Genomic DNA, 14,117 nt, shown 5'->3' with positions numbered 1-14,117 from the left:
GCCTGGCGGGGCTTCTCGCGCGATAAGTCGCGCTCCTACGGCTTACAGCGTAAGGCGTATGGCTGGGGTTCAGCCCAGCAGGTGCTCCACGGCGGCACGCTCTTCACGCAGCTCCTGCTCGGTGGCATTCATCCGCTCGCGGCTGAACTCACCGATCTCCAGGCCCTGCACGATCTCGTACTGACCGTTCTTGCACACCACCGGGTAGGAATACATGATGCCCGGCTCGACACCGTAGCTGCCGTCGGCGGGGATACCCATGCTGACGATGCCGTCGCTGCCCAGCGCCCAGTCACGCATATGGTCGATGGCAGCGGAGGCCGCGGAGGCCGCGGAGGATGCGCCACGGGCCTTGATGATGGCGGCGCCGCGCTGCTGCACGGTGGGGATGAAGTCGTTCTCGTACCACTCCTGATCGACCAGCTCCAGGGCCGCCTTGCCGTCCACCTTGCAGTGGGCCAGGTCTGGGTACTGGGTGGCGCTGTGGTTGCCCCACACGATCATCGACTCCACGTCGGTGACATGCTTGCCGACCTTCTGGGCCAGCTGGGTCTTGGCGCGGTTGTGGTCCAGACGCATCATCGCGGTGAACTGGCCCGGGTTCAGGTCCGGCGCGTTGCAGGAGGCGATCAGCGCGTTGGTGTTGGCCGGGTTGCCCACCACCAGCACCCGTACATCACGGCTGGCGTTGTCGTTCAGCGCCTTGCCCTGCACGGAGAAGATCGCGGCGTTGGCTTCCAGCAGGTCCTTGCGCTCCATGCCCGGACCACGCGGACGTGCACCCACCAGCAGGGCGAAATCGGCGTCCTTGAAGGCGACGTTGGGGTCGTCGGTGGCGACGATCTCCTGCACCAGCGGGAAGGCACAGTCGTTGAGCTCCATGACCACGCCGTTCAGGGCGTCCATGGCCGGGGTGATCTCGAGCAGCTGCAGGATGACCGGCTGGTCCTTGCCCAGCATGTCGCCGGAGGCGATGCGGAAGGCCAGGGAGTAGCTGATCTGGCCGGCGGCGCCGGTAATGGCAATGCGAACGGGTTCTTTCATGGTGGCTCCTTGGGTTGTCAACGCGCGGGTTGTCGCCGTGAGGACGAGCCGGGCGGGCAACGAGCCCGCTCTGGCCTGAAAACAAACCGCCAAGATGGTATGCCTGCAGTGCACAAAACTCAATGCAACATAAGGTGAGGAGTGAGCAAGCAGGGTGCGGCAAACCAGTACATGAGAACCCACCGCGAGAATAGTATGCTGGCGGCTTCATGCTCGTTGATGGACCATCCGCATGCCCCGCGACCGCCTTCCACCGCTATCCGCCCTGCTCGCCATCGGACTGGTCATCATGCTGCTCGCCTGGCTGCTGCTGGGCGATCTCCAGGGCTTTCGCGATGCACCGCCGGAGACTTCAACGGCCGCCGAGGGCGACGTCGAGGCGCCCCGGGTGGAGGTGACACTCCGTGAGGCCGAGACCCATGCCCCCACTCTGGTGTTGCAGGGCGAGCTGGAGGCGCATCGCATGCTGGAGCTGCGCGCGCGCCACACCGGCCGTGTAGCTGCCCTGCCGGTGGCGGAAGGGAGTTCGGTCGAGGCGGGAGAGCTGCTGCTCGAACAGGCCCAGGAGGAGTTGCCCGCGCGCCTGACCCAGGCCGAGGATGCCTTGACGCTGGCTCAGGCCGAACTGGCCGGTGCCGACTCCCTGCGCCAGCGTGAGCTGATCTCGCGCACCGACTACCTGCGCCTGAAGGCCAATGTCAGCGGTGCCGCCGCGGAGCTGGCCGCCCTGCGGCGCCAGCGCGACGATACTCGCCTCACGGCCCCCTTCTCCGGCACCCTCGACCGTCTCGAGGTGGAGCCCGGCGAGCTGCTGCAGACGGGAGAGAGCTGGGGGCGACTGGTGGACGACTCGCGGCTCACCGCGGTGGCCTGGGCGCCGCAACAGGATGCCCTGGACCTCGAGGCGGGCCAGTCGGCCGAGCTGCGGCTGTTGGATGGCTCGCGGCTGAGTGGAGAAGTGAGCATGGTGGCCCGCCGCGCCGATGAGGCAACACGCAGCTTCCGGGTCGAGGTCAGCGCCGCCAACCCCGAGGGCCGTCGCCTGGCCGGCGCCAGTGCCACCCTGGCGATCACCCTGCCCGCGCGCCGCGTGCATCGCCTCTCGCCGGCCCTGCTGGCACTCAACCCCGATGGCGAGCTGGCCATCAAGCACCTCGACGCCGATAACCGGGTGGTGCAGACCCCGGTGACGCTGGTGGACGCCGATCTCGAGAGTGCCCGGGTGGCCGGGCTGCCCGACAGCGTGCGACTGATCACCCTGGGAGCCGGCATGGTGGAGGTCGGCGAGACCGTCACCCCGGTCACGCCCGATGCCCCAGAGGGTAACGGCGAAAAGCCCGCCAGCGGCACAAGGAATCGCTAAGATGCGCCAGCTGATCGCGGCCGCTCAAGCGCGCGCCCGCACGACCCTGATGCTGCTGACCGCCCTGCTGCTGGCGGGCCTGGCCGCCTGGCAGGCGATCCCCAAGGAGGCCAACCCCGACGTCGCCATTCCCATCATTTATGTCGCCATGAGCCTGGAGGGGGTCAGCCCCGAGGATGGCGAGCGGCTGCTGGTGCGCCCCATGGAGCAGGAGCTGCGCAGCATCGAGGGACTGCGCAAGATGACCTCCCAGTCCAGCGAGGGGCACGCCTCCGTGACCCTGGAGTTCGACGCCGGCTTCGATGCCGACCAGGCCCTCACCGATGTGCGGGAAAAGGTCGATATCGCCAAGGCGGATCTGCCTTCCGAGGCGGACGAGCCCCGCGTCATGGAGGTCAATGTCAGCCAGTTTCCGGTGCTCTCCATCGGCCTCTCGGGGTCGGTGGACGAGACCCGGCGCGTGGCCATCGCCCGGCGGATCCAGGAGGAGATCGAGGGCATCGCCGAGGTGCTCGAGGTGGATATCGGCGGCGACCGCGAGGAGCTGCTGGAGATCGTGGTCGATCCCCTGGTGCTGGAGAGCTATGGCATCGACTTTGCCACGCTGTTCAATCTGGTCAGCCGCAACAACCGCCTGGTCGCCGCCGGTAGCCTGGATACCGGCGCCGGCCGGCTGGGCATCAAGGTGCCCGGGGTGATCGAGACCCTGGAGGATGTGATGGCCATGCCGGTGAAGGTGGATGGCGACCGAGTGGTGACCTTCGGCGACGTGGCGATCATACGCCCCACCTTCAAGGATCCCGAGGGCTATGCCCGCATCGATGATCAGCCGGCGTTGGTGCTCGAGATCTCCAAGCGCGCCGGCGCCAATATCATCGCCACCGTGGAGCAGGTGCAGGCGCTGTTCGCGCAGGCCGAAGGACTGATCCCCGAGGGCCTCGAGATCACCACCATCACCGACCAGTCCGAGTTCGTCGAGGACATGCTCTCGGAGCTGCTCAACAATGTGGTCACCGCCGTGGTGCTGGTGCTGATCGTGATCCTGGCCGCCATGGGGGCGCGCAGCGCCATGCTGGTCGGCCTAACGATTCCGGGTGCCTTCCTCAGCGGTATCCTGATGATCTGGGCGGTGGGCTATACCCTCAATATCGTGGTGCTGTTCGCGCTGATCCTGGTGGCCGGCATGCTGGTCGACGGCGCCATCGTGGTCAGTGAGCTGGCGGACAGGCATTTGCACCAGGGCATGGCGCCCCGCACGGCCTGGCTAGAGGCGGCGAGCCGCATGAGCTGGCCGGTAATCGCCTCCACCGCCACCACCCTGGCGGTCTTCATGCCGTTGCTGTTCTGGCCGGGCCTCGTCGGCGAGTTCATGAAATATTTGCCGGCCACGGTGATTCTCTGCCTGCTCGCCTCCCTGGCCATGGCCCTGGTGTTTCTGCCGACGCTGGGCGGCGTGTTCGGCGCCCGCCAGGCCTCGTCTCATGCCGCGCCGCTAAGGGCCACCGCCGGCGGTCGCCTCTATCGCATCGCCCTGTCGCGGCTACTCGCCCACCCGGCACTGACCCTGTTGTTCACGCTGCTGCTGATGGCGCTGATCTATACCGCCTATGCACGCTTCAACCATGGTGTGGAGTTCTTTCCCAGCGTGGAGCCCGACTCCGCCCAGGTGGTGGTGCGCACCCGCGGCGACTTCTCCGTCGAGGAGAAGGATGCCATGGTGCGGAGCGTGGAGGCCCGCCTGGCCGGCATGAGCGAGGTCGAGGCGCTCTATGCACGCTCCTTCGCCAACCCCGGTACGCAGCTCGGCGCCGACGTCATCGGCGTGCTGCAGTTCCAACTGATCGACTGGCACCGCCGCCGCCCACTGACCGAGATCTTCGCCGAGATGCGTGAGCGCACCACCGATCTTCCCGGCCTGGTACTGGAGTTCCGCGAACAGCAGATGGGCCCCGGCGAGGGCAAGCCGATCGTGCTGGAGATTGGAGGCCAGACGCCGGAGCTGGCCGACCAGGCGGTGGAGCGGCTGCGCCAGCTGATGAACGAGCTGGGGGGCTTTCGCGATATCGAGGATAACCGCAGCCTGCCCGGGGTGGAGTGGCGGGTCATCGTCGACCGCGAGGCGGCAGCCCGCTTCGGCACCGATGTCAGCAGCGTGGGCAGCGCGGTGCAGCTGCTGACCAACGGGGTTCAGGTCGCCAGCTACCGCCCCGAGGGGGTCGACGACGAGGTCGATATCCGGATTCGCCTGCCGGAAGGCGACCGTACTCTCGACCAGCTCGGCCGGCTGAGCCTGAACACCTCCCGGGGCCAGGTGCCACTGTCACATTTCGTCTCGGTGGAGCCGGCGCCCAAGGTCGGCACCCTGCACCGCATTGACGGGCGTCGCGCCATCACCCTCGAGGCCGATGTGGCCCCCGACGCCAGCGCCGACGAGCGCCTGGGCGCCCTGCTCGAGGCCGCCGGCGAGCCGCCCGAGGGGGTGCAGGTGAATATCGCCGGGGAGCAGGAGGATCAGCAGGAGGCCAGTCGCTTCCTGGCCGGCGCCTTCATGGTCGCCATCGGACTGATGGCGCTGATTTTGGTGACCCAGTTCAACAGCTTCTATCAGGCGGGACTGGTGCTCTCGGCGATCATCTTCTCCACCGCAGGGGTGCTGCTGGGGCTGCTGGCCAACGCCCAGCCCTTCGGCATCGTGATGGTGGGGATGGGCATCATTGCCCTGGCGGGGATCGTGGTGAACAACAATATCGTGTTGATCGACACCTACAACCAGCTGCGCGACGAGGGTCTGGCACCCTTCGAGGCCGCCCTGGAGGCGGGTAGCCTGCGCCTGCGGCCGGTACTGCTCACCGCGGTAACCACGGTGCTGGGCCTTCTTCCCATGGTGCTGGGAATCAACGTCGACCTGTTCGCCCCCAGCCTGGGGATCGGCGCCCCCTCCACCCAGTGGTGGACCCAGCTCTCCAGCGCCATCGCCGGCGGGCTGACCTTCGCCACCGGGCTGACGCTGCTGCTGACGCCGTGCATGCTGGTGCTTGGGGGGCGCTTCGAGCACCGAACGAAAACTATCACGCGATAAATCGCGCTCCTACAGGCGGGAGGCGGCTTCCGCTCGGGCCGCATCGGGCGCATGGCGGGCGTGAATCCGGCCGATCAACTCATCCTCCAGGGCGAAGCGTTCGGTCAATCCATGGGCCAGGCGTTCCAGCCAGGCGGGCAGGCGGCCGAGATGCTGGCGGACACGCCCTGGGCTTGCGTACTCCGCATCGAAGTCGAGCACCAGCCCAGTTGACATCTCCAGTCGCTCCAGCAGGCGGTCGGCCAGTTGCAGCGCCGAGTCATCCTCGAAGGCGCGAGCCTCCTCACGCAGCTGAGGATAGATCTCGAAATGTCCGGCGCTGATATAGTCCATCAGCAGCTCGCTGAAGGCGTCGATGCGCTCCTTGCTGACCGCCTCGAGCTCGGCATCACACCCCTCCTTGAGCTCGACGAAGTCGACCAGCAGCTCACGACGCTGATCCAGCCAGCGATCGATCAACTTGTGTACACCACCCCAGCGCTCAAGAGCGCTCTTGCAGTCTTCCAGCATGGGGGCCTCCGTTCGTTGGGTCGAGCAAGGTACCGAGGGCGTCCAGCGCCCGGCCGGGTCAGCAACAGAGTCGCGCTACCGGGGTGGGCTGTCAATCCTGTCGGAGTAAACGCGTAGGGCCCTCATCGTCAAGAAGACCATTGCAACCATATTCCACTGCCTGGCGATCCTGTTTCCTTGGTAGTCTATGTCGATGCCAACAACACCACGCTACTCCTGAGGTTCTTCATGAAACAGCTCGCTCGCCTGGGTCTCGGCCTGCTGCTCACCACCGGTCTTGCCACCGCTCACGCCGAAGAGGTCAAGATCGGCATGATTACCACCCTTTCCGGGGGCGGTTCACACCTGGGCGTCGATGTGCGTGACGCCTTCCTGCTGGCCATCGAGCAGTCCGGGCGCGACGATATCGAGGTGCTGGTTCAGGACGATGCCCGCAAGCCAGACCTGGCGCGCAACCTGGCCAACGAGTTCATGCAGCGCGACGAGGTGGATCTGATGACCGGCATCATCTGGTCCAACCTGGCCATGGCCGTGGTGCCCTCCGTGGTACGCCAGGGGACCTTCTATCTGTCGCCCAATGCCGGCCCCTCGGCCCTCGCCGGTCGAATGTGCCACGAGAACTACTTCAACGTTGCCTATCAGAATGACAACCTGCACGGCGCCATGGGCGCCTGGATGAAGGAGCAGGGCTATGAGCGACCGCTGATCATGGCCCCCAACTATCCGGCTGGCACCGACGCCCTGGCCGGTTTCAAGCATCTCTACGAAGGTGAGGTCGCCGACGAGCTCTACACCCAGATGGGCCAGACCGACTACGCCGCCGAGATCGCCCAGATCCGCGCCAGCGATGCCGACAGCCTGTTCTTCTTCCTGCCCGGCGGTATGGGCATCTCCTTCATGAAGCAGTGGCAGAACGCCGGGGTGGAGCTGCCGGTATTCGGCGCCGCCTTCTCCTTCGACGAGACCCTTATCAAGGCGGTGGGCGAGGCCGCCATCGGTGCCAGGAATACCTCACTGTGGGCCTACGACCTGGACAATGACACCAGCCGCGCCTTCGTCGAGAGCTTCCAGCAAGCCTACGACCGCATGCCGACCCTCTATGCCGCCCAGGGCTTCGATACCGCCAACCTGATCCTCTCCGCCCTGGGCAAGGCCCATCCCGACGACCAGGATGCCTTCCGCGAGGCGCTGCGCGAGGCGGACTTCGACTCGGTGCGCGGCGAATTCCGCTTCGGCCCCAATCAGCACCCCATCCAGGATATCTACGTGCGTGAGGTGGTCGCCGGCGAGGATGGCGAGCCGACCAATCGCCTGCTCGGCATCGCCGTCGAGGATATCCAGGATATCTACTACCCCGACTGCAAGTTGTGACGGGGCCCTGACGTGTCGGCGACCCTGTTTCTCGAACAACTGATCAACGGCCTGCAGCTGGGCACCATGCTGTTTTTGATGGCCAGCGGCCTGACCCTGGTGTTCGGGGTCATGGGGCTGATCAACCTGGCCCATGGCTCCTTCTACATGGTGGGGGCCTACCTTACCGCCGCGGTCACCGCCGCCAGCGGCTCCTTTATGCTCGGCCTGGGGGCGGGACTGCTCGGGGCCGCCGCGGTGGGGGCACTGGTGGAGCTGATCGTGATCCGCCGCCTCTACCATCGCTCGCATCTCGATCAGGTACTTGCCACCTTCGCCCTGATCCTGATCTTCTCCGAGGGCACTCGCTGGCTGTTCGGCGCCTCGCCGCTGTGGCTGAACACGCCGGAGTGGCTGTCGGGCTATGTCACCCTCCCCGGCGACGCCCGCTATCCGCTCTACCGGCTGGTGATCATCGGCGTGGGCATCACGGTTGCCGTGGGGCTCTATCTGCTGATCTCGCGGACGCGGCTGGGCATGCGCGTGCGCGCCGGTGAGAGCGACCGCGAGATGATCGGCGCCCTCGGCATCGAGATCTCGCGCCTCTACACCGCGGTCTTCGCCCTCGGGGCGGGGCTCGCCGGCCTGGCCGGGGCCATGGTCGGAGCGCTGCAGTCGGTGCAGGTGGGCATGGGCGAGCCGGTGCTGATCCTCGCATTCGTGGTGATCGTGATCGGCGGCATCGGCTCCATCAAGGGCGCACTGCTGGGTGCCCTGTTGGTCGGGGTGGTGGATACCCTGGGCCGGGTCTTCCTGCCGCTGTTCTTCCGTGGCTTCCTGCCCCCTTCCGAGGCCACCGATGTGGGTGCCGCCCTGGCCTCGATGCTGATCTATATCCTTATGGCCATCATCCTGGCCTTCAAGCCCAAGGGACTCTTCACCGTCAATGACTGACCCGACACCTTCCGGCATCGCTCTCAAGGACCCGGCTCCCCCCTCGCCTCGCCGCCTCGGTCGACGAGGCGTGGTGCAACTCCTTATGCTCGCCCTGCTGCTGGTACTGCCGGTGGCCGCCGACCTGCTGGGTCACCCCTATTATGTGAGCCTCGCCTCACGCCTGACGCTGATCGCCATGGCCGCCGTGGGCCTCAACCTGGCCCTGGGTTATGGCGGCATGATCAGCTTCGGTCACGCCGCCTACTTCGGACTCGGCGGCTATATCGCCGGTATCGGCGCCTACCATGCCTTCGATGCCACCGCCTTCATGGGCCTGCTGCCCGGCAGCGACAACCTGCTGGTGCTATGGCCGCTGGCGATGCTCGCCTGTGGCCTGCTGGCGCTGCTGATCGGCGCCGTCTCGCTGCGCACCACCGGCGTCTACTTCATCATGATCACCCTGGCCTTCGCTCAGATGGTCTACTACTTCGCCAACTCCTGGCCCACCTACGGGGGGCAGGATGGCCTGCCCATCTATCTGCGCAACCAGCTGCCGGGGCTCGATACCCAGGACCCGCTGACCTTCTTTCTGGTCTGCTTCACCGGCCTGGTGCTCGCCATGGCACTCACCTCGCGGCTGATGGGCTCGCGCTTCGGTGCGGCGCTGACCATGGCACGGCTCAACGAGACCCGGCTGGCCACCGCCGGCATCTCCCCCTACCCCATCCGCCTGCTGGCCTTCGTGGTCTCGGCAATGATCACCGGCCTGGCCGGTGCGCTGTATGCCGACCTCAACGGCTTCGTCAGCCCCAGCATGCTCAGCTGGCACATGTCAGGCGAGCTGATGGTGATCGTCATCCTCGGCGGGGTCGGCCGCCTCTACGGCCCCCTGGCCGGGGCCGTGCTGTTTATCGGCATGGAGACCCTGCTCGGTGGACTGACCGAGTACTGGCAGCTATTTCTCGGCCTGGTGCTGCTCGGCGTGGTGCTGTTCGCCCGTCACGGCGTAATGGGCTGGCTGGACGGGGGAGAGAGCCCTGGGAGAGAGCCCCATGAGTGACGCGGTGCTGACTCTCGAGGGGCTGCACAAGCGCTTCGGCGCCCTGACGGCCACCGATGACGTCTCGTTGACCCTGCGTCGCGGCGAGATACACGCCCTGATCGGCCCCAATGGGGCCGGCAAGTCGACGCTGATCGCCCAGATCGCCGGCAACCTGCGCCCCGACGCCGGGCGCGTGCTGCTCGACGGCGAGGAGGTCACCGCGCTTAGCGTCGCCGCCCGTGCCCGACGCGGGCTGGGCCGCAGCTTTCAGGTTTCGTCACTGGCCGAGCCGTTGACGGTGATCCGTAACGTGATGATCGGCGTACAGGCGGTGAGTGGCCATAGTTTCCGGTTCTGGACGCCGGTTCACCGCGACCGCCGCCTGCTGGAGCCCGCCATGGCGGCCCTCGCCCGAATGGGGCTGGAGCATCGCGCCTGGACGCCGGTGGCGGCACTCTCCCACGGCGAAAGACGCGCTCTGGAGGTCGCCTGCGCGCTGGCCCTCGAGCCGCGGGCCCTGCTGCTGGACGAGCCCATGGCCGGCCTTGGCCCCGAGGGCTCGGCCCGGCTCACCGAGCTGCTCGAGTCGCTGAAGCAGGAGGTGCCCATCCTGTTGATCGAGCACGACATGCAGGCGGTATTCCGACTCGCCGAACGCCTCTCGGTGCTGGTCGCGGGCCGGGTCATCGCCCATGGCGATGTCGACACCATCCGTCGCGACCCGCGGGTCCGCGACGCCTATCTGGGAGAGTGACCCTCATGCTCAAGATGGAGGCCATCGAGACCCGTTACGGCCCCGCTCAGGCCCTGTTCGGCGTGGACCTGGAGGTTGAGGCCGGCCAGATGGTGGCGCTGATGGGGCGCAACGGCATGGGCAAGACCACCACCATCCGCTCGCTCTTCGGCCTGACGCCGGCCCACGCCGGACACATCCGGTTCGAGGGCCATGATCTGCGCCGGCTACCGCCCCAGCGGATTGCTCGCTTGGGGCTGGGGCTGGTGCTGGAGGGGCGACGCTGCTTTCCCAACCTGACGGTACGCGAAAACCTGCTGGTGGCCGCGCGCCCCGGTGAGTGGACCCTGGCGAGGGTCGAGGGACTCTTCCCGCGCCTGGGCGAACGCGACCGCCAGTCCGCCACGACCCTCTCTGGCGGCGAGCAGCAGATGCTGGCCATTGGCCGAGCGCTGATGACCAATCCACGCTTGCTGGTGCTCGACGAGGCCACCGAGGGGCTCGCCCCGGTGATTCGTCAGGAGATCTGGCACGCCATCCGCCGCCTCAAGGCTCAGGGCCAGGCGATCCTGATCGTCGACAAGACGCTATCGGAGCTGCTGCCAATGGCCGATCACTGCGTGCTGCTGGAGAAGGGGCGCAGCGCCTGGAGCGGGCCGCCCGAGGCTCTCACCGAGTCGCTTCGCGACCGTTATCTAGGGGTGTAGCCGCCTCGTAGGAGCCCGATTTATCGGTGGTCCGACATTTCGGCGATTGAACTGCTGGAAATCGCGCGATAAATCGCGCTCCTACAAAAAACCGCGGCTATCTCCTGTCATCGGCTATGGCATGACAAATCGCGCGCCTACGACTGATGATATATCGGGCGAAAAGCCCTGCCGTTCAAGCGTGAAACCCCTTGATCGTCGCGGCCAGGCATCCGCCATCGAGATAGTGCTCGAGGATCGAGAAGTGGTCGTCGCCGGGTAGCACGGCGTGCTCCACACCGATGCCCTGCCCCTCCAGGTGGGTGGCATACGCTTTCATCTGGCGGGCGAACTCGGTGGACTCCTCACCACCCGCGACGAGGCTGACCCGTGTGGGTACCCGGCAGGGCAGAAAGGCGGGGCTTAACTCCGCCACGTCACGCCCGTCCAGCTGTAGCTTCGGCTGCAACCACGACCAGGGGAAAGGCCCGAGATCATAGAGCCCGCTGATGCAGACTGCCCCGCGCAGCGGGCAGCCCGGCAGGCCATACTCCCCTGCCCAGTCGGTGGCCAGCAGCATGGCACTGAGGTGCCCACCGGCGGAGTGGCCCGAGACGCTGATCTCGGCGGGGTCACAGTCGAGTTCGTCCACATGACGCCAGGCCCACACCAGGGCGGCCCGGGCCTGGCGCACCAGCTCGCCGAAGCGCACCGTCGGGCAGAGAGCGTAGTTGACCACGCCGACCGTGATGCCGGACGCCACCAGGTCATCAACGATAAAGCCGAACTCATGGCTGTCGAGCGAGCGCCAGTAGCCACCGTGGAAGAAGAGATGCAGCGGCGCCCTCTCGCCCTGCTCGAGGCCCTTGGCATGGTAGATATCAAGCCGTTCGGCCAGGCTCGGCCCGTAGGGCACATCGAGAGAGACACGATGACGTGCCCGCGCAGCCTCGCTGCGCGCCCGCCAGTCGGCGACCAGCGCCGCCCCGTCGCGCCCGCGCATGGGGTCATAGGCGGCGTCGATGGCTTCCTGGGTGGCGAAGTCCCGGTAGAGCATGACGGTTCTCACTGAAGGTTATCGCTGAGGGTTATCGCTCGCGGAAGGCCGTGAGCAGCAGGCCGAGTGGCGCCAGCGCCAGCACGATAAAGCCCACCAGCGTCCAACCCGGCAGGGTGACCCCCAGCAGCAGGAAGTCGATATCGGCACACTCCCCGGAGCCCGAGAGCACCATGTTGACCACCTGCTGCAGCGGCAGAATATCCAGCATGTAGTCGAGGCCCGGGCCGCAGCTGGGCACCTCATCGGCGGGGAGCGACTGCAGCCAGAGATGCCGCCAGGCCACACCGATGCCGGTGCCGACCGCCCCCAGGCTCAGCAGGCCATAGAACGTCGCCCCAAGGCGACCGCCGGGGTTGTGGATCGCCGCCACGGCGAACACCAGCCCTGCGGCAATGACCGCTACCCGCTGGAAGATGCACAGTGGACAGGGTTCGAGACCGACAAGATGCTCGAGGCCCAGCGCCACCGCCATCATCAGCACACAGAAGGCCAGACCGGCAAGACTCCAGTGGCGTACCGCAAGCCGTGAAAGCGCACTCATCGGCCATCTCCATCGGTCACCCGAGACTCCCGCGCCTGCTCGAAGTAGTCACTCAGGAAGTCTGCGAAGGAGACACGATCCGCGGCCTCGATCTGGGCCTGCTGTTGATGGGAGGTCTCGATCAGCTCGGCAAGGAGCCGCTCTCGACCGGAAGCCATGGGCTCATGGCGAAGCTGCTCGGCCTGATCCCGGGCAATCGCCAGGATGACATCGGAGAGCTCCTCGCCACTCTCCTTCAGCCGGGCCAGCAGCTGCCCGGAGGGTGTCAGCGTCGGGTCAGCCAGTCGCGGGGCCATGGCGGCCACAGCGTCAACATGCGGCGAGCCCTCCTCCAGACGGTCGAGCAGCTCGGCGACCACGCGCATCTCGTCGAGAATCTCGCCCCCCCAGTCGGCCACGCTGCGCGGCTTGCCGGCGTGACAGAGGCGTAGTTCGGGATCGCGACCCCGCTCCACCACCAGCTGCCGGTTATCGTCGAGCGTTTCGCACTCGGCATCGGGGATCCACGGGCTCTCGGAGAGCAGGCACCACATCACGAAGGCATCGATGAAGCGGATCTGGGTCTCGTCCACGCCCAGGGTCAGCAGCGGGTTGAGGTCGAGACAGCGGACCTCGATATACTCCACGCCACGGGCCTCCAGGGCCTGGCTCGGTGTCTCGTCGTGGCGAGCCACCCGCTTGGGGCGGATATCGCTGTAGTACTCGTTCTCGATCTGCAGGATATTGGCGTTGAGCTGGCGCCACTCGCTATTTTCATTGACCCCCATCGCCTCATAGGTCGGCCATGGGGTGGAGATGGCGTGACGCAGGGTGTTGACGTAGTTGGAGAGGGAGTTGAAGCAGATCTTGAGCTGCTGCTGCACCTTGTTCTGATACCCCAGATCCGACATGCGCAGGCTGGTCGCGTAGCGCGAGATCAGCGTTTCCTGAGCATGGGCCTCGAGCTTGTCGGGCACCCTGCCGTCGGGCAGGAAGCTGCGGTCGATGGCCGGCGAGGCGCCGAACAGATAGAGCAGCAACCAGCTGTGGCGCCGGAAGTTGCGAATCAGGCCGAAGTAGCGCTGCGACCGATAGTCGTTGAACGGAGTGTCGCCGGCACCGTCGATATCACGCAGCAGCGTCCAGAGGTCGTCGGGCAGCGAGACGTTGTAGTGCACCCCGGCGATGGCCTGCATGATGCGCCCGTAACGTACGTCGAGTCCCTTACGGTAGACCCGCTTCATGGTGCCCACATTGGAGCTGCCGTAGTCGGCAATCGGGATGCTGTCGTTGCCGTCGAGACGCGCCGGCATGCTGGCCGGCCAGATCAGTTCGTCACCCAGGTAGCGATAGCTGAAGCGGTGCAGGTCGCCGAGAAACTCCATGGCGTCGGCAGGCCGGCTGGTCACCGGCGTGATGTACTCCAGCAGCGCCTCGGAATAATCCGTGGTGATATGCGGATGGGTGAGTTTGGAGCCCAGCGCATGGGGATGCTGCGACTGGGCGACGCGCCCCTCGCGGTCGACGCGCAGCCCCTCCTTCTCGAGGCCACGGCGCAGTCGGCTGAACTCACCCTGGCAGGCGGGACCCTCCAGGCGGGAAACGAGACTGGTGAGTGTATCGGACAAGGTAACACCCCTTGTGTTGGAAAGGCGCGGTGAAAGGCGCCGAGGCGGCATGCCACGCTGATAGTGAGACGGGCGCCCATGCGGCGCCCGTCGATGTGCTGATTATGGTACCTGAAGGCTGCCATGCAAAGTTAGCCGGCTTCAGGGTCAGGCGCGGTTAACGCCG

Annotated in this window: 12 protein-coding genes; 7 read left to right on the top strand and 5 right to left on the bottom strand. The window is 66.4% G+C overall.

Going from position 1 to position 14,117, the window contains the following annotated elements; translation table 11 throughout:
• Positions 1-69: 69 nt before the first annotated feature.
• A complete protein-coding gene (locus tag Q0894_RS10440; protein WP_195687722.1) occupies positions 70-1,044 on the bottom strand; it encodes a malate dehydrogenase in 975 nt (324 codons plus the stop codon).
• A gap of 232 nt (positions 1,045-1,276) precedes the next feature.
• On the opposite strand from Q0894_RS10440, the gene Q0894_RS10435 reads away from it, so the two are divergent.
• Together Q0894_RS10435 and Q0894_RS10430 are read left to right on the top strand one after the other, a co-directional pair.
• A complete protein-coding gene (locus Q0894_RS10435; RefSeq protein ID WP_299234842.1) occupies positions 1,277-2,407 on the top strand; it encodes an efflux RND transporter periplasmic adaptor subunit in 1,131 nt (376 codons plus the stop codon).
• 1 nt (position 2,408) lies between these two features.
• The gene (locus Q0894_RS10430) at positions 2,409-5,486 is read left to right on the top strand and encodes an efflux RND transporter permease subunit (protein WP_299234839.1); all 3,078 of its coding nucleotides are present in this window, start codon (positions 2,409-2,411) and stop codon (positions 5,484-5,486) included.
• A gap of 9 nt (positions 5,487-5,495) precedes the next feature.
• Here Q0894_RS10430 and rsd read toward each other — a convergent pair whose 3' ends face one another.
• Positions 5,496-5,996, bottom strand: a complete 501-nt coding sequence (gene rsd, locus Q0894_RS10425; protein WP_299234836.1) for a sigma D regulator — start codon at positions 5,994-5,996, stop codon at positions 5,496-5,498.
• A 228-nt stretch (positions 5,997-6,224) separates the two neighbouring features.
• Here rsd and Q0894_RS10420 point away from each other — a divergent pair, with 228 nt between their 5' ends.
• From Q0894_RS10420 to Q0894_RS10400, 5 genes are all read left to right on the top strand, one after another.
• Positions 6,225-7,367 carry an ABC transporter substrate-binding protein gene (locus tag Q0894_RS10420; protein ID WP_299234833.1) on the top strand — a complete coding sequence of 381 codons (1,143 nt, stop codon included), beginning with the start codon at positions 6,225-6,227 and terminating at the stop codon, positions 7,365-7,367.
• 12 nt (positions 7,368-7,379) lie between these two features.
• A complete protein-coding gene (locus Q0894_RS10415; protein WP_299234830.1) occupies positions 7,380-8,300 on the top strand; it encodes a branched-chain amino acid ABC transporter permease in 921 nt (306 codons plus the stop codon).
• 85 nt (positions 8,301-8,385) lie between these two features.
• The gene (locus Q0894_RS10410) at positions 8,386-9,342 is read left to right on the top strand and encodes a branched-chain amino acid ABC transporter permease (protein ID WP_299234845.1); all 957 of its coding nucleotides are present in this window, start codon (positions 8,386-8,388) and stop codon (positions 9,340-9,342) included.
• Positions 9,335-10,078 carry an ABC transporter ATP-binding protein gene (locus Q0894_RS10405; protein ID WP_299234827.1) on the top strand — a complete coding sequence of 248 codons (744 nt, stop codon included), beginning with the start codon at positions 9,335-9,337 and terminating at the stop codon, positions 10,076-10,078. Before Q0894_RS10410 ends, Q0894_RS10405 begins: the two co-directional genes overlap by 8 nt.
• A gap of 5 nt (positions 10,079-10,083) precedes the next feature.
• Entirely contained in the window at positions 10,084-10,764 is a 681-nt protein-coding gene (locus Q0894_RS10400) for an ABC transporter ATP-binding protein (RefSeq protein WP_299234824.1), read from the top strand.
• Between the two features lie 175 nt (positions 10,765-10,939).
• Here the strand turns inward: Q0894_RS10400 and Q0894_RS10395 are convergent, their stop codons facing one another.
• From Q0894_RS10395 to gshA, 3 genes are read right to left on the bottom strand one after another with little or no spacing between them, the layout of a single operon-like run.
• Positions 10,940-11,812, bottom strand: coding sequence for an alpha/beta hydrolase (locus Q0894_RS10395; protein ID WP_299234821.1), 873 nt, complete (start codon positions 11,810-11,812; stop codon positions 10,940-10,942).
• A 19-nt stretch (positions 11,813-11,831) separates the two neighbouring features.
• Positions 11,832-12,344, bottom strand: coding sequence for a disulfide bond formation protein B (locus Q0894_RS10390; protein ID WP_299234818.1), 513 nt, complete (start codon positions 12,342-12,344; stop codon positions 11,832-11,834).
• A complete protein-coding gene (gene gshA, locus Q0894_RS10385; protein ID WP_299234815.1) occupies positions 12,341-14,002 on the bottom strand; it encodes a glutamate--cysteine ligase in 1,662 nt (553 codons plus the stop codon). The genes Q0894_RS10390 and gshA overlap by 4 nt, the downstream gene beginning before the upstream one ends.
• Positions 14,003-14,117 lie beyond the last annotated feature (115 nt).

This window comes from uncultured Halomonas sp. (assembly GCF_947501415.1).
Classification (GTDB): domain Bacteria; phylum Pseudomonadota; class Gammaproteobacteria; order Pseudomonadales; family Halomonadaceae; genus Halomonas.
This window is presented reverse-complemented; position numbering and strand designations above follow the sequence as displayed.

What these genes read in the sequence shown, in the direction of transcription:
- Q0894_RS10405 (WP_299234827.1), top strand. Translation starts at nt 9,335, where the DNA reads ATGAGTGACGCGGTGCTGACTCTCGAGGGGCTGCACAAGCGCTTCGGC.
- Q0894_RS10440 (WP_195687722.1), bottom strand. Translation starts at nt 1,044, where the DNA reads ATGAAAGAACCCGTTCGCATTGCCATTACCGGCGCCGCCGGCCAGATC.
- Q0894_RS10435 (WP_299234842.1), top strand. Translation starts at nt 1,277, where the DNA reads ATGCCCCGCGACCGCCTTCCACCGCTATCCGCCCTGCTCGCCATCGGA.
- gshA (WP_299234815.1), bottom strand. Translation starts at nt 14,002, where the DNA reads ATGCCGCCTCGGCGCCTTTCACCGCGCCTTTCCAACACAAGGGGTGTT.
- Q0894_RS10400 (WP_299234824.1), top strand. Translation starts at nt 10,084, where the DNA reads ATGCTCAAGATGGAGGCCATCGAGACCCGTTACGGCCCCGCTCAGGCC.
- Q0894_RS10390 (WP_299234818.1), bottom strand. Translation starts at nt 12,344, where the DNA reads ATGAGTGCGCTTTCACGGCTTGCGGTACGCCACTGGAGTCTTGCCGGT.
- rsd (WP_299234836.1), bottom strand. Translation starts at nt 5,996, where the DNA reads ATGCTGGAAGACTGCAAGAGCGCTCTTGAGCGCTGGGGTGGTGTACAC.
- Q0894_RS10430 (WP_299234839.1), top strand. Translation starts at nt 2,409, where the DNA reads ATGCGCCAGCTGATCGCGGCCGCTCAAGCGCGCGCCCGCACGACCCTG.
- Q0894_RS10420 (WP_299234833.1), top strand. Translation starts at nt 6,225, where the DNA reads ATGAAACAGCTCGCTCGCCTGGGTCTCGGCCTGCTGCTCACCACCGGT.
- Q0894_RS10410 (WP_299234845.1), top strand. Translation starts at nt 8,386, where the DNA reads ATGCTCGCCCTGCTGCTGGTACTGCCGGTGGCCGCCGACCTGCTGGGT.